Consider the following 18,416-nt stretch of genomic DNA (forward strand, 5'->3'; position numbering starts at 1 on the left):
AATATTTTATTCCATTGGCAACCTATCAAAACAGAAAAGGATGCCCATTATATATGAACATCCTTTTTCTAAAAATATTATAGATTGAACTAGTTATTAAATAACAATTCGCGATATTTTGGCAATGGCCACATTTCATTATCAACAACAAGCTCCAACTTATCAATATGGTAACGAATATCTTCTAAATACGGACGTACCTTTTGATCATACGCAAATGCCATTTTGTGTCCATCTTCAATAACATTACATTCTTTACGAGCTTCAACCATCCCCTTCACTTTCGATTTAATAGAGGATATGTGACTCGAAATTTCTCTGATCAACTCTTTTCTGGCTCCAGCTAATTCTTCAAACTCATCAGCTGCGAAGATATCTCTTAAGCCCTGAACATTCTGAATCAATTTGGTTTGATAAGCTACTGCGGTAGGTACAATATGGTTAATTGCTAAATCACCTAACACACGAGCTTCAATCTGAATCTTCATGGTGAATTTTTCCATTTCAACCTCAACACGAGCCTCCAGTTCCTTCTCTGTCATTACACCACTCTCAATTAACGATCTCTTAGCTGGTGCTTCGAGATATTTAGAAAGAGATTCTGGCACACTGGTGATATTAGTTAAACCACGTTTTTTAGCCTCTATTACCCAAGCTCCTGAGTATCCATCACCGTTAAAACGAATTGGTTCTGATTCAATAATTAATTTTTTAAGAACCTGGAAAATTGCTTCATCCTTTTTGATGCCTTCGTTGATTAATCGATCAACAGCAGCTTTAAAATCTTTCAACTGAACTGCCATTGCAGCATTCAAAGCTGTCATAGCTGCTGCATTATTTGCAGAAGAACCAACAGCACGGAACTCAAAACGATTACCTGTAAATGCAAATGGAGATGTACGGTTACGATCGGTATTGTCCAAAATAATTTCAGGAATACGACCAATACCTAATTTCAATGCTGTTTTTTCATCCGGAGTCATTTTCTTCTCTCCAACTTCCTCAACAATTTTCTTCAACATCTTAGATACCTCATCACCCAAGAATACTGAAACAATTGATGGTGGTGCTTCATTAGCTCCCAATCTGTGACTATTAGATGCAGTAAGAATTGAAGCACGAAGAAGATCCTGATTCTTATATACTGCCATTAATGTATTCACAACAAAAGTAAGGAACTGCATGTTTCCTTTAGGATTCTTACCTGGAGCCATTAAAACAACACCTGTATCAGTACTCAACGACCAGTTGTTGTGCTTACCTGATCCATTAACTCCAGCATAAGGTTTTTCGTGGAACAACACACGAAACTGGTGATTACGAGCAACTCTTTTCATTACATCCATCACCAACTGGTTATGATCATTAGCCAAGTTAGCCTCTTCAAAAATCGGAGCCAACTCAAACTGAGAAGGAGCAACCTCATTGTGACGAGTTTTCACTGGAACTCCTAATTTGTGACATTCTACCTCCAAATCCATCATGAATTTTGACACACGTTCTGGAATAGAACCAAAATAGTGATCATCCAACTGCTGATCTTTAGATGAAGAGTGTCCCATTAATGTACGCCCCGTCAAAGTAAGGTCCGGACGAGCTTGATACAATGCCTCATCAATTAGAAAGTATTCCTGTTCCCAACCTAAGTTAGCATTAACTTTGGTTACATTTTTATCAAAATATTGACAAACATCTACTGCAGCTTCATCAACTGCAGCCAACGCTTTCAATAATGGAGTTTTATAGTCAAGGGCTTCACCTGTATAAGAGATAAAAATAGTAGGGATACAAAGAGTAGTCCCAATAATAAAAGCTGGTGAAGAAACATCCCAAGCTGTATAGCCACGTGCTTCAAAAGTCTGACGAATACCTCCTGAAGGGAATGAAGAAGCATCAGGTTCTTGTTGAGCCAATAACTCTCCAGAAAAATTTTCAATCATGTTACCACCATCACCATAGTCTATAAAGCCATCGTGTTTCTCTGCAGTACCATCAGTTAAAGGTTGGAACCAGTGAGTATAGTGAGTAGCACCTTTTTCAATCGCCCAGGATTTCATTCCCAAAGCAATACCATCCGACATTTTTCTGTCAATCGAACCTCCTTTTTGGTTCGCAGCCATAACTGCCTTAAAAGCATCTTTTGACAGATACTTTCTCATGGATTCTACATTAAAAACTAAGTCTCCATAGTAATCTGTCACCTTATTAGAAGGCAACGACACCGATTTTGGCTGTCTCGACAGCAATTCATTCAACGCTTGAAATCTAATGGTGGCCATAAAATTAAAAATTTTAGTTAATAGTTAACGTTATCTGCAATATCAAAGGGGTACTTAGAAAAAATAGTTGTTTTTTTACCAAACACCCCCTCATCTACATAGTGCAAAAATGAAGAAAAAAAATAAACTTTGCAATACCACCTATAAATTAGAAAGGGTATATCACAAAAAAAATCGATAAAATATCAGGAAAACCCTATATTTTTATCGATTGCGCAAATATTTTCATCTTTTTACAGATGAAGTGTTATTTTTATCAAGTCTTAGGAAGTTTTTGTGAATTTTTCTCTATTACTTCCCTTACATCCTTTCTTGAACTAATTAATTCATAAAATTCTTCAATGTATTCAATTAACTTATTTCTGTTATTTGCCTTTAAATAATCACAATTATTAATGACTTCAAGAAAAGAAGGTTTTAATTCTTTAAAGTTAGTAAAAGCTTGTGCCAAATCTTCAGGACTCCATCTCATCCCTTTATACAAGCGTTTGTATTTAGCATCTGGTTCTATTTTAGGTGAAAGTGTATAATAGGAATGATTGATTATACCAGACCAATCAAAGTCAAATGGAACGACAACAGGAATACTGTGCTCACTAACCGACATTACATCTATATTATGCAATCGGCCAACATCCCAATCAGCATTGCCTATCATTAATTGAAACAAGGAAAGCATTACCATATTTTCTCGTAATATTTCGTATTGCTTCACGTTCTTGTAGTTTAAAATGTGTTTCCCATTTCTCAATGCAACATCTTCCTTATCTTCAATAAAAAAACCAAATTTTGTTATCGTATCTGAAGAGTTTACATCTATAAATGAAACTTGAGACAGTCGAACACGATAGCTGTGATTCGAGATAAGATTATACATCTTGTAAATCAGATATTCTTCAATGGTGTGTTGCTCATAATCGTCGACAAAAGACTGACAATGACTTACATATTTTAATTTTGATTGCCCTTCAAACTCTGTTCCCATTGCTTCCTTAACAGGAATTTTAAAACGTAAAGGTGGAAAATTACAATTTTGCTTTCTACGACGAAAGTTTCCCCTGGTTTTAACTTTCACCGTAATTAAATCGGTCTTTTCATTCTCTGAAAACACCTTTAATTCACTTTTATGGTACTTTCTATTCTCTGAAATATCATTAATTAACAATGCCAAATCTGTTTTTAATTCAATCTTTAAAAGGTCTTCATTTTTAAACAATGGCAAATTTAGCAAACTGTCCCGATCCTTTGCTGTTATTGGATTTGCACTAAGAATATTCCCTGAACAAACTAATAATATTAATAATAAAACAAGATTTCGTCCTTTTCTTATTCTGCCCTCATTCTCCATTTTATAGCAACATTTATTCAATACTTTCTTTCTTCCCATCTATAAATACGCGATAGTAATTATCATTTTCAATCAGCAATACCTGTGGTTTTATTTCATCATATCCCATCGGAACATTCATAGCAACCAACCTTCCTTCTTTTAAAAATCTAATTGTTTCCACTTCGGTATGACCAAAGAATATCTTTTTTACACTATAGTAATTTAATACTCTATCCAATTCTTCATCTGTAATTATCGAATAATTGCGCGTTTTCATTAAATATCCTCTATACCATAGTGGGTTGCTAGGAAAATAAACTTCTTTCATCAATTCAGCCTGCGTTTTACCATGGTCAGGCTTCAAACTCATTCTAATTTCTTCATTAATTTGAGTCAAAGACATATCTTTTTCAATCATTTCAGGCGAAATTCCACCATGAACAAAAAGAAGATCATTAATTTTCACAGTCGAATTAAGCGATCTTAACCATTTCCCCAATTCTGTATCCTCCTTAAAAAAACGCGGATAATTTATCATTAAACGTTTACTCATTTTTTTATACTTCGGAGCTATATATCGGGCATCATCCATCAGAACCATAATTTCGTGATTCCCTAATAAGAAATGCAATCTACCTTTGTTTGCTTTTGCTTGACGCTGCAGTTTCTTAATTAAATAAAGGCTTTCCGTAACCTTATCCCCTCTATCAAAAATATCACCAATGAAAACCACATGTCCATCTCCCCATATCCAATTTAACTCTTCATCAATAACTTTTGCTCCCTTTAACAGTCTAATTAAAATATCGTACTCTCCATGAACATCACCAACTACCAATATTTTTTTTACATTTTTAAATTCGGTCTTCTGTACATGATAATCTCCTCTTCTAAGCCAATACCTATTTTTATCAGCTTTAAGTCCTTTTACTTGAACAGAATCTGACTTTATTTTTATTCTTTTCTCTCTTATACTAATACTATTATCTTCATGCAAATGATCCACATACCACATTCTAACCTCTTTCGAATCGATCCAAGAAAAATGAGGCCCATCATAATAATCAGGTAAATTTATGTCATCAATGTTACCCCTAAAAACTTTATCGTATTTAGAAAATGCACCAGAACTTAAATTCTTTTTTTGTGCACTAAGCGGAAATAAAACACAACTACACAATAAAAGCAATAAGAATTTTACATATTGATATGAATTCATAAGACCCAACTTTTTATATCAAACCGAATACCATTTCCTACAGTTTCCTTTAAATCAAAAACTAAACCGGAATTTTTATTGGAAATCGTACATCTATAATGTTCGAAAGTAAAACACAAGCTGCCCGTTATCGAACGGGCAATGAACTTGCATGAAGTTAGTAAAAATTATTCAGAGCTAGTTATACAAAAAACAGGAGCCCTTTCGAACTCCTGTTTCACTACTACTACAATGTACCTGATTTAGTATCCAGGATTTTGATCAATTTCACCAGTGGTGTTATCTATTTCTGCTTGTGGCACAGGCCAGTATTTCTTAGCCTCTGTCCAATAAGGTAATATATCAGCACGATTTGTACGAACAAGATCATGGTAACGGTCATTTTCACCAGCCAATTCCAATCGACGCTCAGTATAAATTGCATCAATCAACGCTGTTCCTGAAGCAGTAACATCTGCCAAACCTGCACGATCACGCACTTCGTTCAGAGCAATCCTTGCATTTCCTTCATCCGAAGTTTTAGCACAAGCTTCAGCATACATTAATAATACCTCTGCATAACGCATCACTCTAGTATTGTTCGCATTGTTACGAATTGACGCAGCTCTATCCTCAGGAGCCACATAAATTTTCTCCTGATAGTAACCAGTTCTGTTGAAAGTTAATGTTGCTTTCCACTGATCCAATGAATCATTAGCTACCGTCATATCGGTTTGCTCATTATACCAATCCCAAACTTCTTGTGGAATCTCCTTTGCATAAACTTCATCAGTTGTCAACAAAGTTGCAGCTTTACGAATTACATCACCAGCAGCATCAAAAGCATCAGCTAAATCCTGCGTTGGCTGGTTGATACCATAACCATAAGTAATGTTTCTTGGCAACTGGAACAATGTTTGAAAGTTACCATTATTTCTAAATGCAGAAGTCTCTGTTTCTGACTCAATAAAATTTATTTCGAAAATAGATTCGATTCCATTTTCTCCGTCGAAAGAGAAAATATGAGCATAATCCGGATCCAACTCATACTCGTGAGAATCCATTACTTTTTTTGCCCATGATTTTGCCGCTTCGTAATTCTCAGCATACAAATTCACTTTAGCCAATAAGCCTTGTGTAAAACCTTTACTTATTCGTCCTAGATCATTTGCTGAATAAGCACTTTTTACAGGAAGGTTAGGTTCTGCTGCTTCCAATTCTTTGATAATAAAAGCATATACATCAGCAATTTCTGATTGACTGATTTTTTCATCCGCCGTTCTTATTACGTGATCTAATACAGGAATTCTACCAAAAGCTCTAACTAACTCGAAATGATAAAAAGCTCTTAAAACTCTTGCTTCAGCAATAATTCTCGCTTTCATACCTGTATCAAATAACTCATCATCCATTTCTTCGGTACCTTCAATAGTTTGACTAGACTTATTGATACCTCTGTAGCAAAGTTGCCACTTGTAACGCACCTGAAAAGCATCAGCTGTTCCATTAAAAGTTTTTAATGGTTCAAAACCTGCATTATCACCATCACTACCACTATATACTGCATTATCACTTAATGTTTCACCAAAGGCCCAAAAGAACCAACCAAAACGGTAATCCTTTAAATCAGAGTATGCTGCAGTTAAAGATCCAACTGCTTTTTCCTGACTATTAAAATATACATCAGAAGTTTCCTCTCCCAATTTCTCCTGATCAAGAAAGTCATCACTACAATTGGTTAGCAACAATCCAGAAGCCAATACCAATAGTGTCTTGCTAATTGATTTTATATCTATTTTCATTCTATTCTAATTTTTGCAGACTAGAAGCCTAGTTTAACACCTACTACATAAGTTTTAGCCTGTGGGTAAGTACCAATATCAACACCACGACTCAAATAATTGGTAGAAGAAACTTGTCCAATTTCAGGATCAGCACCAGAATAATCTGTAATTGTCCAAAGATTTTGACCTGAGAAATATAATTTTGCTGAAGCTAGCTTCACTTTATCCAACCATCTTTTTGGGAAATTGTAAGCTACCATTAAATTTTTCAAACGCATGTATGAACCATCTTCAACAAATCTGTCAGAAGTTCTGTTTGTGTCATTAACATCATAACCTGACAAACGAGGCATATTGGTATTTGTGTTAGAAGGAGTCCATGAGTTCAACATATCCTTGTGTTTGTTGGTTTCATCGAACTTATACAAGTGAGTTTTCATCGCATTGAAAATATCATTTCCTTTCGATCCCTGGAAGAATGCATTAATTTCCCAATTTTTATATTGAGCTCCCAAGTTGATACCATAGGTAAAATCAGGGTTTGGATCTCCAATTTTAGTTCTGTCATCTCCATTTACAACTCCATCACCATTCACATCAACAAATTTCATGTCACCAGGTTGCAAACCAGAATTGTCTCCACCTTGTTGAATTGCATGAGCATCAATTTCGGCCTGAGTTTGAAATACCCCATCTGTTTTATAACCGTAGAAATAACCAATAGCTTCGCCTTCTTCGGTTCTAGTTGCAGAACCTCCATAATAACTACCTCCGGTAATTGGTTCTCCTGATCCTAGACTTACCATTTCGTTTTTATAAGTTGATACATTTAAACCAACATTATAACTGAAATCCGAACTAATTTGATCTCTCCAATTGAAAGACAGCTCAACACCTTTATTATTCGCTTCTCCAACATTAACAGTAGGACCACTTTCGTATCCATAGTAATAAGGAATTGGAATACTCAACAACATATCTTTGGTGTCTTTATTAAACCAATCAAAAGAAACTTCTAATCTTGCATCAAACAAAGCAGCATCAAAACCAATATTCAACGATTCTACCGTTTCCCATTGAATATTTTCATCTTTCATTGCATTTACTACATATCCTTGGTAAATATCTTCATTTACTCCGAAAATGTAACGATACTGTGAATTACCATCCATAGTCGTTTGATATGGATATGTTCCAATATTTTGGTTACCAATTTGTCCCCAACCTCCACGAAGTTTTAAAATTGAAAGCCATTCAACATCTTGTAAAAAGTCTTCCTCTGACATTTTCCATCCTAAAGCTACCGAAGGGAAGTAACCCCAACGATTGCCATCCGAAAATCTCGAAGAACCATCAGCACGGAAACTTGCAGTCAACAAATATTTATTATCGTATGCATAATTCACACGACCTAAATAAGACATTAACGTATATTCTGAAGCAGCACCTGACGCCAAATCACCATCTGCACCTGAATCTAAATACCAAAGAGCTTCGTCTTCATTTGGAATATTGTTTTTACTTCCTGAAATCCATTCAGTACGACTCTTTTCTTTTGTAAAACCAGCTAATGCGGTAATATCATGCTTATCAATAGCTTTATGATATGATAATGTATTTTCCCAAGTTTGATATACTGATTTACTATATCCTCTGTATACATTATTGATATCATTACGCTGGTTATTATTCACGAAATAAATCGGAGTAAAGTTGTAGGTATCAGTAACGGATCTGTTCAATCCATAGCTTGTTTTAAATTTTAAATCTTTAAGGATTTCAAGCTCAGCATACACATTACCCAACAAACGGAATTGTTCAGTTTTGTAATTGTCGTATTCAATTTGCGCTACAGGATTAGGATAATCGGTAAACTTTGAAAAATCGTAAATACCCTCTTCCTGATTTTTCCAAACAGGAACTAAAGGCTCTAATTTAATTGCCGTATTAATTGTACCTGTATGGTAACTTCCTTCTGTTATAGAGTGACGCTCATTACTCTGAATATTAATATTTGTTCCAATTTTCAAATATTCTTTCACCTGATAATCAGTCTTTAAGCGAGCATTAATTCTCTCATAATCTGACCCAATAACGGTACCTTCTTCATCATAAAAGCCAGCTCCCATTATATAAGTAAGCTTATCACTACCTCCTGAAATACTTACATTATAATCCTGAACTGTAGCAGAACGTGTAATTTCGTCAAACCAGTCTGTATCCACACTCGAATCGACTTGTGATAAATCCAGTGGTGCAGTTCTTGTTTTATTCAATTCTTCCTGTACAGCATACCATTCCGAACCAGAAGTAGTTTCCCAATTATTTAAAACTTCTTTCACTCCGTAATATGCATCCACATCTACTCTTGGCGCTGAATTGGTTTTTCCACTTTTTGTGGTAACTAAAACAACACCATTCGCACCTCTTGATCCATAAATAGCTGATGATGAAGCATCTTTTAATACTTCAACAGAAGCAATATCATTTGGATTCAAAAAATTAATATCCGATGTTGGCACACCATCAACTACGTACAAAGGATCTGAATTATTAACAGAACCAATACCTCGTACACGAATAGAAATTGATCCTCCTGGCGATCCACTATTAGACATTACTTGAACCCCTGCAATTCTTCCTTTAATCGCATCATTAACTGAATTAATTGGTTGAGATTCCAAGTCCTCAAAATCCACTGATGCCACTGCACCTGTTACATCACTTTTTTTCTGAACACCGTAGCCAACAACTACAACCTCATCCATCGCAACGTTATCAGCCTCAAGTTTCACATTTATTTCTGTTTGAGATCCTACTGTTACCTCAAACGTTTTCATTCCGATATACGAAAATACCAAAACAGCATTACTATTAACTGTCAATTCATATTTTCCATCAAAATCAGTTGTTGTTCCGTTGGTTGTACCTTTTTCTACAACCGAAACACCTGGGATTGTTAGCCCATCTTCTGCACTGGCAACTATACCTTTAACCAACACATCCTGTGCCCAGGATACCTGCCAGCCAAGAAGCATAATTAACGCTAAGCATGCAATTTTTCTCATAGTGTTAAATTTAGATTAGCAAAATTATCTTAATTACATTTAAATTATTCCTATTCCAGAACGATTAGGAAGTATCACCTTACCATTCTGAACCGTTACTCCTTTATATGGATCATTTGAAATCAAAAGATTTCCATCCAAATCAGCCCAGTCTACCATAGGTGAAAGTTGGGCTGCAGCACTCACTCCACATGAAGTTTCAGTCATACAACCAATCATCACTTTCATATCTAAGGCTCTGGCAACATTAAGCATCTTATGTGCTTCACGTAAACCAGTACATTTCATCAACTTGATATTAATTCCCGAATAGGCTCCTTTTAATTTTGGAACATCAACCAAACGCTGAACTCCTTCATCAGCAATTGTTGGAAGGGGACTGTGCTGTGTTAACCAAGCCATAGTATCCAAATCGTACTTATCCATTGGTTGTTCCACAAAAACAACTCCTTGTTCCTTCAACCAATGAATCTTATCCAAAGCTTCATGCTTGTCCTTCCATCCTTGATTTACATCTACACACAAAGGAACGTCAGTAACTTTTCTAATGGTATTGATCATTTCCTCATCTGTTCCACGACCAATTTTTACCTTAAGTATTTTATATGGTGCTGCTTCCCTAACCTTCTCTGTTACAACTTCCGGTTTATCAATTCCAATCGTAAATGTAGTTACAGGTGTATCTTCCTGATTGTATCCCCAGATTTGAAACCAAGGTTTGTCTATGATCTTTCCAACCAAATCATGTAAAGCAATATCTACCGATGCTTTTGCTGCACAATTTCCTTTTGCAACACCATCTACGTAAGATAAAATCTCGTTTAAACGAAATGGATCGGTAAACTGATCAAGCTTTAGACTACTTAAAAATTTAGTAGCCGTTTCATGAGATTCACCCAAATACGGAGGCATTGAAGCTTCACCATAACCAACAAATCCACCCCATTCTATCTTCACCAACATTACAGGTGTTGTAGTTCTGGAAAATGAAGCAATGGTAAAAACATGTTTTAATTGCAAATCGTATGGTTCGAAACTCAACTTTAAACCCGAACCTTTATAATTTGATTCTGCTCCTTCTTTCCCACTATTACATGCACTAAATAAAGGAAGCAAACATGCTCCTCCTGCAAGTAACCCACCACTTCCTATAAATTTTCTTCTATCTAATTTCATTTCTCTTTCAATCTTAATACCAAGGATGTTCTGAAACTTTTACAATTCCTTCTTCACCTATTCTATTTAGAACCCTACGGCCACCCAACCATGAAACCGTTCGGTAATTGCTATAATTTTCTGCTTCAGGATCAAAACTGTTTATTTTTACTCTACCCGAAGAGTGAATAAACTCTCCATCCTTAATATACATCCCCACATGAGTGACTTTTTGTGTATTATTTTCAGTTGCCTTTCTACCAAAAAACACCAAATCTCCTTCTGCTAAATTTTCAAACCCTTGTTCCGGAGATATGGTGTCTCCATGAAGAAACTGCAATGAAGCATCACGAGCCAATATTATTCCGTTCATGAAATACACGGATTTAACAAAGCCACTACAATCAACACCTTTAGAGGATGTTCCTCCCCACAAATAGGGTCTCCCCATAAATTCTTTGGCTAATTGAGTAAGCATTGACGGCTCTTTGATTTCTTTTGATTTCCATAAATCAAAATCGATACAATCTGTCTTATTTAATCTTATCTCTCTTTTATCTGGTAGGCTTAGCAACAAATAATTTGAATCTTCGCTCAGAACTTCCAATATTGATCCTGCCACAATATCTGTTATTGTTTCCTTGCCTTGTTCATCTTTAGCTACCTGAAAATGTGGCTGAAAAATCACTCTTCTAGCATTTCTCCAATCCGTCATTTCTTCTTTGGTTCGTAGATCCAATGCAGCTTCATCCACCCAAGCAATATATTTATCCGGCGTTTGAATTTGATACCATGAATTCTCTTTATTTAAAACCTTGACTGGAGTTCCCATGATAGCTTGCGAAACAAGCTCTGCCGAATGCTTTGGGTGAGACCTAAGATTTACAACACTTAAATTTATCAATCCCCAAATCTTATTTCCCATTTTATCCTCTGGAAGTAAAACCAAACTATCTACCAAATGAACTTTTAATCCTTCCAAAGATGAAAACAACGCTAACTTAGCTTCCGGCAAAGATGTTTCTCCACTAACCACCAGACTACCATTGCTACTCATAGAAAAATTTGTAGTATAAATTGCTTCTCTACTATCTGGCGCAAAACTTTTACCAATTTCCTGTGATAACTTATTTGCTTTATTAATAGCATCATCCTTACTACTGCAAGCAAACAACATCAAAATCATCAGTATATAATAAGTATATTTCATGTCTTAATTTCAATCAATTGGTATTACATGTTACATGATTCCAAATTTAAAAATGATCAGTTAATTTATTGGCTAACATGCACATGTTTAAAAACACATATTTGTAATACAAGTAAACATCTTTTAAAAGATTCTACTAATATCGCCTTCTAATTATAAAGTATAACATTGCTCCTTTCACTCTCATAATGCCCTCTATTTACAGCACAAACAAAGTATTCACATGTAGTTTGTCCTTTTTGCAATCTTACCTGAGGCAAACTTGTAATACAAAATACTTTTTCTGATTTTCCTGATTTCTGATAAACCACATAGTATTTTGCATCATCAGATTTCGTCCATTCCAACATTTCTCCATTTAGCCTTATCTTTGGGCTTTTCGGAATTTCTCCATCATACAAAGCGTTTTGCAGGTTTAATACCGGAGAATCATACAACTCATTTGTTAATGCCTCATTTATCCCTAACTTGTTTTCCACAAAGTTTTTTGCAGAGAAAAACATACTCCCATCAACATTTTTAAGTTTTCGATTCAATTTAATCTGACGAATAATTTCATCTGTGCTGTGCCATGATTTGATCCTTGATTCTGAATTTAACCTGTAAACTCCTTGACCTATATAACATGGCTTTCCATATGAATTTTTATTCCACCACTTTGCAATCACTCTATAGTTCGCCACTTTTTTACCAATGTGCCAATAAATTTGTGGTGCTACATAATCGATCCAATCATTCTTCAGCCATAACAAAACATCAGCATACAAATCGTCGTAGTTGGTTTGGCCAGCTTGAGTTCTTGATCCCGACTTGTCAACACTTTTATTTCTCCAAACTCCAAATGGAGAAATACCAAAAGGCATCCAAGGCTTTATCGATTTAATGGTGTCGTTAATTTGTTTAATTACAAGATTCACATTCTCTCTTCTCCATTCATCAATTCGATCTGGATAAAATTCCCCTCCTTGCTTTGCAAAACTTTCCGAATCAGGAAATGCTTCACCCTGTATTTTATATGGATAGAAATAATCGTCAAAATGAACGGCATCTATATCATATCGGCGAACCACGTCACCTACAATTTTCGATACGTAATCTCTGGTTTCCGGCAATCCAGGGTTAAAATATTTGTGCTTTCCATAAGTCAGAAACAATTCTGGTCGAGTATTGGTAATGTGATTTGGATCTGTTTTGGCATCCTTATAAAGAAATACGGCTCTGTATGGATTCATCCATGCATGCAATTCCATAGCTCTTTTGTGACACTCCTCTACAGCAAATTGTAATGGATCGTAAGTTGGCTCCGGAACTTTACCTTGTTCACCTGTTAGCCATTGCGACCATGGTTCGTATGGCGAATTGTAAAAAGCATCAGTAGCTGGTCGAACCTGGAATATTACCGTATTCATCCCATTTTTCTTGTGTTGATCCAAATGAGCAATCAATTCCTTTTTCTGTTCTTTTACACTTAAGCCAGGTTTCGATGGCCAATCGATATTATCAACCGTTGCGATCCAGACTGCACGCATTTCTCTTTTGAGAGATTTCTTCTTGGCAAATACTCCCAAACTTACAGAGACAAGTAATGCAATTGTTATAACTTTCTTCATACTATTCATAACTAACTTTCATTTTGTAAGACCAGTCGCTGAAATACAGGTTACCTCCATTCCATTCCAATTCTCCTCTCTGAAAATCGATAGGTTCGCTCCTTGGCCAATTTTTCTTTGGATAAAATTCTCTAGAGAAATCATCATTCACAATTAATCGATAGGCATCGATTCCTGTTTTGTAAAAATGGCGCACATGGTTGTCTTCACTTTTCTGCATCTCGAATGATTGATCGAGCGGTACCCAACCAATTCCTTCGTAGTACACTTCGCACCAATCATGAAGATTCACCAATTCAGGATGTAACATGAAGCCCGATTGCCACTTGACAGGAATTCCTCGATAGCGAGCCATACTCATAAACAGTAAGGTTTGCATCCCGCAATCTCCATGCTTATTATCCAAAACGTAGCCTGGAATATGCGGCATAATTCCATACTCTAATGCACTTGCCCATGGAATATTGATATCGATCCAATTGTATAGCAAATCCACCTGCTTTAATGGATCAGTTTCATCACCACAGATCTCGTCAGCCAATTTTTTAATTCTATCCGTAAATACAATTTGAGGAGCTCTTTCCTTTGTATTCTCGATATAGATTTTGGAAGTTTTATCGTACTCTTTCAATTTCATTTTTTCAGGAAAGAATACCTGCGCAAAAGATATTGTTTTAAACTTTACATTGAATATGGTTTCTTTGCCAGCTTCTGCAATTTTTTCACAGTAAATACTTCTTTGCACTAGAGAATCTGGAGCAATAGTATAATGCTCCGAATTAATCGATATGAATTCCACATTTTGCTGTCTTGCATGATTTTCTTTTGGATATGGCATCCAACAACGAATGGTTTCACCAGCAGGCACAGCATCTGCTTTTAACTTTATGGTGTAATCGAATACATTATTAACTGGATTTATTAACTCTCCTTCACCATTTGTTTTTTTAACCAGTTCAGTGGTATGATCCAAACAATAGGCATTCAAAGGATCAATACACTTCCCTTTGAGCTTTTCTTTTCTGGCTTTGGCAAACTCGTCTACTCTAAAAAGATTCGAAACACCATTCCTAAAATATTTCTTCTGACCATTAATCAGCCTAAACTCTAAAGATTTATCCGCTTCCCATTTGGGCATATAAAGAGTCGTTGAATCTCCAAAATATTTACTCAAGCGATCAATCACATCTGCCTCGGTTAAAGAGAACTCTCTTTCGATTCGGCTCATCATATCCAATTGATGCAAAAATTCTCTTCTCTGTGTTTCTGTGAGAAATTTATCTTCTAACTTATCATTGATCAGGTTAGAAGCAACGCTATAGTCACCTCTTTCAATTAAAAGACTTAACTTGCCATTTTGCTGATCCTTTGAATCGCAAGAGAAACAAAGTAGCACAATGACAATAATTAAATAGTGGGTTATGGGTTTTGTCATCCTAGCATTCCATTAATATGTCATACATGTTACAAAAGTAAAAATTTTATTAGTTTTGCAATGAAAAAATGTAAAAAACAACATTCTAAATTGTTAAAACCGTTAAAGACACTATGAAACTGAACAACAAAAAGATGCGAATACAAAACATATCTCTACGAGGACTTGTAATGTTAATGATGATTTTCGGACTATTCCAGGAGCAATTAAGTGCCCAAAGAGTAGAAACTGGAATAGATGTACTACAAAAATCCAATTTTAAAATTCTGGCTGGAAAAAAGGTTGGGATCATCACAAATCCTACTGGTGTGAATAAAAATATTGTTTCAACCATCGATTTACTTCATGAGGCTACAAATGTTGAGGTAAAAGCTCTATACAGTCCTGAACACGGAATTAGAGGAGATCATGCTGCAGGTGCCAAAGTTGGAACATATACCGATGAAAAAACCGGCCTAACCGTATATTCTCTTTATGGCAAAAACAAGAAGCCCAATGCTGAAATGCTAAAAGGATTGGATGCCTTGGTTTACGACATCCAAGACATTGGAGTAAGATCATATACCTATATCAGTACAATGGGATTGGCAATGGAAGCCTGCCAAGAAAATGATATCGAGCTAATAGTATTAGATCGTCCTAACCCAATTGGTGGTTTAAAAGTTGAAGGCGGTTTGGTTGAACCTGACTATATTTCCTTTGTAAGTCAATTTCCTATACCTTACGTATATGGTCTAACCTGTGGAGAACTTGCTAATTATTTAAATGAAGAAGGCTTATTGAAGGATGGCAAAAAATGTAAGTTAACTGTTGTAAAAATGGATGGCTGGAAACGAGATATGATTTTTGCTGAAACAGGTCTGCCATGGGTCCCAACATCACCACACATCCCAAATTCCAATACTGCAATTTACTATGCAATTTCAGGAATTTTAGGAGAACTTTACACAGTATCAATTGGAGTTGGATACACACAACCTTTTGAACTATTTGCTGCCAAATGGATCAATGCCGACAAATTAGCATCTAATTTAAATGAACTATCTCTACCTGGAGTAATATTCCGTCCGGTACATTACAAACCATACTATTCAGTTAGCAAGGGAGAAATGATTCATGGCGTACAGCTACATTTTACCGATGTGACAAAAGCACCACTTTCTTTAATTCAATTCTACGTTCTGCAAGAACTACACAAATTAAATCCAGACAAAAATGTGTTTGAGATGTGTGATGAAGCTCGCCTAAACATGTTTGATAAAGTTTGCGGAGACAAGAAAATTAGAGATAATTTCTCGAAAAACTTCCTTGTGAAAGACATTGAGGATTTATGGAATATTCCTGCAGAAGATTTTAAAGAAAAATCGAAAAAATATTGGTTGTACTAATGCATTTATATGGTCGCTAAAAAGCGACCATTTTTTTTACTCTTCCGCAAAAAATTGCGCACCGTTGTGCAAAAAATTGCGCAAACTTCCGCAACTTTTTGCGAAAGGTACATTTTAATAAGAGGGAAATTTGCTTTGGGTTTTGCAAACAGTTTGCAGATACAATTTCGTGCTTTGGTTCACTTCAACATTAAGCTTTAAACGAACTTCTCATTAACTATAAGCAAAAAAGAAAGCTTCGGAATTCCGAAGCTTTCTTTTTATATCTTAATAAAAATGCGTTTTCGATACAGGTACAACACAATCAGCCAGTATACTATGATATGAGAAAGTGCAAAAAATAAAGATCCATTTAATGGTCCTGCCCAGGATACAAATGCATTTTGATACAGCCAAGCATATCCCGTTATCGATTTTCCGCCAGTATCAGAGAAATGAACCAAATAAATTATCACTTTTACCCAAACAACAGATAACACAAAGATAAACAGTGGATTCATTCCGAAAACCAGAAATGGATGAGCCCATTTCTTATAATCCAGTATATCGATAAAGAAAATCATTACGGCCATTACCAATTGAGCCAATCCTGCTGTATACAGCACATAAGAACTTGACCAAATTGGTTTGTTAATCGGAAATCCCATATTCCAAATCAAACCTGCAATCACTCCCAATGCACCAAAGATTAGTAATCTTGGAACAATCATTTTTCTATCTGAAAAAGAAATCAAACTACCGGTAAGATATCCTAACACAACGGTTACAATCGCAGGCAGTGTGCTAAACAATCCTTCCGGGTCGAAAGGCAGACCAAATCCTTTATACAAATGACTTTCACCTAAAATTGCAGCATCAAAAGCCATTGTTGGATTTCCTTCCAGACTATAAGGATGATCACCTCCAAGGAAATAAACCAATCCCCAATAAGCAAAAAGCATTGCGCCTGAAACAATCAGCAATCTGGTTTTACTTAGAGCAAGACACAACAAACTTCCCAAGCCATAGGCAAGCGCAATGCGTTGCAGAACTCCCATTATTCTTAAATTCTCTAACTTTAAATGATAAAAAGGGAATGCATTTAGTAACAATCCGATTCCAAAAATGATTACTGTTCTTTTCAGAATCTTTTTCCCTGCATCGGCATTTAGTTTATGATTAAATTTTCCGAATGCAAAGAACATTGCCACACCTACTGCGAACAGGAAAAAAGGAAATACCAAATCTGTTGGTGTGCAACCATGCCACTTAGAGTGTAAGAGTGGTGCATACACGTGACTCCAACTACCTGGAGTGTTTACTGTAATCATTGCAGCAATGGTTAATCCCCGAAAGGCATCCAAAGCCATTAATCTTTGTGATTTTCCCATGATATTAAATTAAATCTTCAGATTGCAAGCAGTTTTTCCAAACCCGGTATCCTGCATCATTCAAATGAAGTCCGTCGTAAGTGTATTCTTTCATCAACTCATTGGAATAAGTAGAAAAAGAAGAATATAAATCGACAAATGTGATATTTTCTTCTTCGCACAGACTTTTCAACAACTTGTTAATATCTCTGATTTTTTCCGAATCGAATGCATCTGCAGAAAACAAATGAAAGTTTACAGGTAAGACAGACTGCACAACCATCTTAATATTGGCAGCTTTTCGAACTTGTTCAATCAATTTCGAATAGTTCTCAATAATTAATGTTGTTTCGATACCATCTCCCAAATCATTAATGCCCATCATCACAAATAAAACATCAGGTTTCTCATCCAGCACTCCAGGCAGACGCAATAAAATCTCATTAGATTTCTCACCAGGAACACCATGATTATAAACGTCATGATTGGGAAAGAAATCATCCCATCTTCCAGCACATGTAAGACTATCTCCAAGAAATGTGATTTTCATGATCTTAATATTAGTTTCTTTTTAAACGATGACATATAGACAAAAAAGAGCGTTAACAAT

The 18,416-nt window shown here is 35.6% G+C and carries 12 protein-coding genes; 1 reads left to right on the plus strand and 11 read right to left on the minus strand.

Annotated elements, in window-relative coordinates:
* Positions 1-89: 89 nt before the first annotated feature.
* From ACKPCA_RS13395 to ACKPCA_RS13435, 9 genes are all read right to left on the minus strand, one after another.
* A complete protein-coding gene (locus ACKPCA_RS13395) occupies positions 90-2,279 on the minus strand; it encodes a glutamine synthetase III family protein (protein ID WP_054721037.1) in 2,190 nt (729 codons plus the stop codon).
* Between the two features lie 256 nt (positions 2,280-2,535).
* Positions 2,536-3,666 carry a hypothetical protein gene (locus tag ACKPCA_RS13400; protein WP_321279523.1) on the minus strand — a complete coding sequence of 377 codons (1,131 nt, stop codon included), beginning with the start codon at positions 3,664-3,666 and terminating at the stop codon, positions 2,536-2,538.
* Positions 3,641-4,828: a metallophosphoesterase gene (locus ACKPCA_RS13405; RefSeq protein ID WP_321279524.1), complete on the minus strand. Its 1,188-nt coding sequence runs from the start codon at positions 4,826-4,828 to the stop codon at positions 3,641-3,643. The genes ACKPCA_RS13400 and ACKPCA_RS13405 overlap by 26 nt, the downstream gene beginning before the upstream one ends.
* Before the next feature lie 242 nt (positions 4,829-5,070).
* Positions 5,071-6,609, minus strand: coding sequence for a RagB/SusD family nutrient uptake outer membrane protein (locus tag ACKPCA_RS13410; RefSeq protein ID WP_321279525.1), 1,539 nt, complete (start codon positions 6,607-6,609; stop codon positions 5,071-5,073).
* Between the two features lie 20 nt (positions 6,610-6,629).
* Positions 6,630-9,659 carry a SusC/RagA family TonB-linked outer membrane protein gene (locus tag ACKPCA_RS13415; protein ID WP_321279526.1) on the minus strand — a complete coding sequence of 1,010 codons (3,030 nt, stop codon included), beginning with the start codon at positions 9,657-9,659 and terminating at the stop codon, positions 6,630-6,632.
* A gap of 39 nt (positions 9,660-9,698) precedes the next feature.
* Positions 9,699-10,835, minus strand: a complete 1,137-nt coding sequence (locus ACKPCA_RS13420) for a dipeptide epimerase (RefSeq protein WP_054721032.1) — start codon at positions 10,833-10,835, stop codon at positions 9,699-9,701.
* Positions 10,836-10,848: 13 nt separating this feature from the next.
* Positions 10,849-12,024, minus strand: coding sequence for a C40 family peptidase (locus ACKPCA_RS13425; protein ID WP_321279527.1), 1,176 nt, complete (start codon positions 12,022-12,024; stop codon positions 10,849-10,851).
* Positions 12,025-12,173: 149 nt separating this feature from the next.
* Positions 12,174-13,634 (minus strand): glycoside hydrolase family 10 protein, encoded by a 1,461-nt coding sequence (locus tag ACKPCA_RS13430; protein WP_321279528.1) that lies wholly within the window; start codon positions 13,632-13,634, stop codon positions 12,174-12,176.
* Position 13,635: 1 nt separating this feature from the next.
* Positions 13,636-15,069, minus strand: coding sequence for a transglutaminase-like domain-containing protein (locus ACKPCA_RS13435; protein WP_321279529.1), 1,434 nt, complete (start codon positions 15,067-15,069; stop codon positions 13,636-13,638).
* Positions 15,070-15,182: 113 nt separating this feature from the next.
* On the opposite strand from ACKPCA_RS13435, the gene ACKPCA_RS13440 reads away from it, so the two are divergent.
* On the plus strand, positions 15,183-16,457 hold the full coding sequence (locus ACKPCA_RS13440) for an exo-beta-N-acetylmuramidase NamZ family protein (RefSeq protein ID WP_321279530.1): 1,275 nt from the start codon (positions 15,183-15,185) through the stop codon (positions 16,455-16,457).
* A gap of 260 nt (positions 16,458-16,717) precedes the next feature.
* Here the strand turns inward: ACKPCA_RS13440 and ACKPCA_RS13445 are convergent, their stop codons facing one another.
* Positions 16,718-17,827: an acyltransferase family protein gene (locus ACKPCA_RS13445; RefSeq protein ID WP_321279531.1), complete on the minus strand. Its 1,110-nt coding sequence runs from the start codon at positions 17,825-17,827 to the stop codon at positions 16,718-16,720.
* Between the two features lie 4 nt (positions 17,828-17,831).
* A complete protein-coding gene (locus tag ACKPCA_RS13450; RefSeq protein WP_054721028.1) occupies positions 17,832-18,356 on the minus strand; it encodes a GDSL-type esterase/lipase family protein in 525 nt (174 codons plus the stop codon).
* Positions 18,357-18,416: the final 60 nt, after the last annotated feature.

Origin of the sequence: Marinifilum fragile, from assembly GCF_963677365.1 — a bacterium.
GTDB classification, from domain to species: Bacteria; Bacteroidota; Bacteroidia; order Bacteroidales; family Marinifilaceae; genus Marinifilum; species Marinifilum fragile.

Bases quoted from the DNA above. Each gene is read 5' to 3' on its own strand.
- ACKPCA_RS13445 (WP_321279531.1), bottom strand. From the start codon at position 17,827: ATGGGAAAATCACAAAGATTAATGGCTTTGGATGCCTTTCGGGGATTA.
- ACKPCA_RS13400 (WP_321279523.1), bottom strand. From the start codon at position 3,666: ATGGGAAGAAAGAAAGTATTGAATAAATGTTGCTATAAAATGGAGAAT.
- ACKPCA_RS13450 (WP_054721028.1), bottom strand. From the start codon at position 18,356: ATGAAAATCACATTTCTTGGAGATAGTCTTACATGTGCTGGAAGATGG.
- ACKPCA_RS13405 (WP_321279524.1), bottom strand. From the start codon at position 4,828: ATGAATTCATATCAATATGTAAAATTCTTATTGCTTTTATTGTGTAGT.
- ACKPCA_RS13435 (WP_321279529.1), bottom strand. From the start codon at position 15,069: ATGACAAAACCCATAACCCACTATTTAATTATTGTCATTGTGCTACTT.
- ACKPCA_RS13410 (WP_321279525.1), bottom strand. From the start codon at position 6,609: ATGAAAATAGATATAAAATCAATTAGCAAGACACTATTGGTATTGGCT.
- ACKPCA_RS13430 (WP_321279528.1), bottom strand. From the start codon at position 13,634: ATGAAGAAAGTTATAACAATTGCATTACTTGTCTCTGTAAGTTTGGGA.
- ACKPCA_RS13415 (WP_321279526.1), bottom strand. From the start codon at position 9,659: ATGAGAAAAATTGCATGCTTAGCGTTAATTATGCTTCTTGGCTGGCAG.
- ACKPCA_RS13420 (WP_054721032.1), bottom strand. From the start codon at position 10,835: ATGAAATTAGATAGAAGAAAATTTATAGGAAGTGGTGGGTTACTTGCA.
- ACKPCA_RS13440 (WP_321279530.1), top strand. From the start codon at position 15,183: ATGAAACTGAACAACAAAAAGATGCGAATACAAAACATATCTCTACGA.
- ACKPCA_RS13425 (WP_321279527.1), bottom strand. From the start codon at position 12,024: ATGAAATATACTTATTATATACTGATGATTTTGATGTTGTTTGCTTGC.
- ACKPCA_RS13395 (WP_054721037.1), bottom strand. From the start codon at position 2,279: ATGGCCACCATTAGATTTCAAGCGTTGAATGAATTGCTGTCGAGACAG.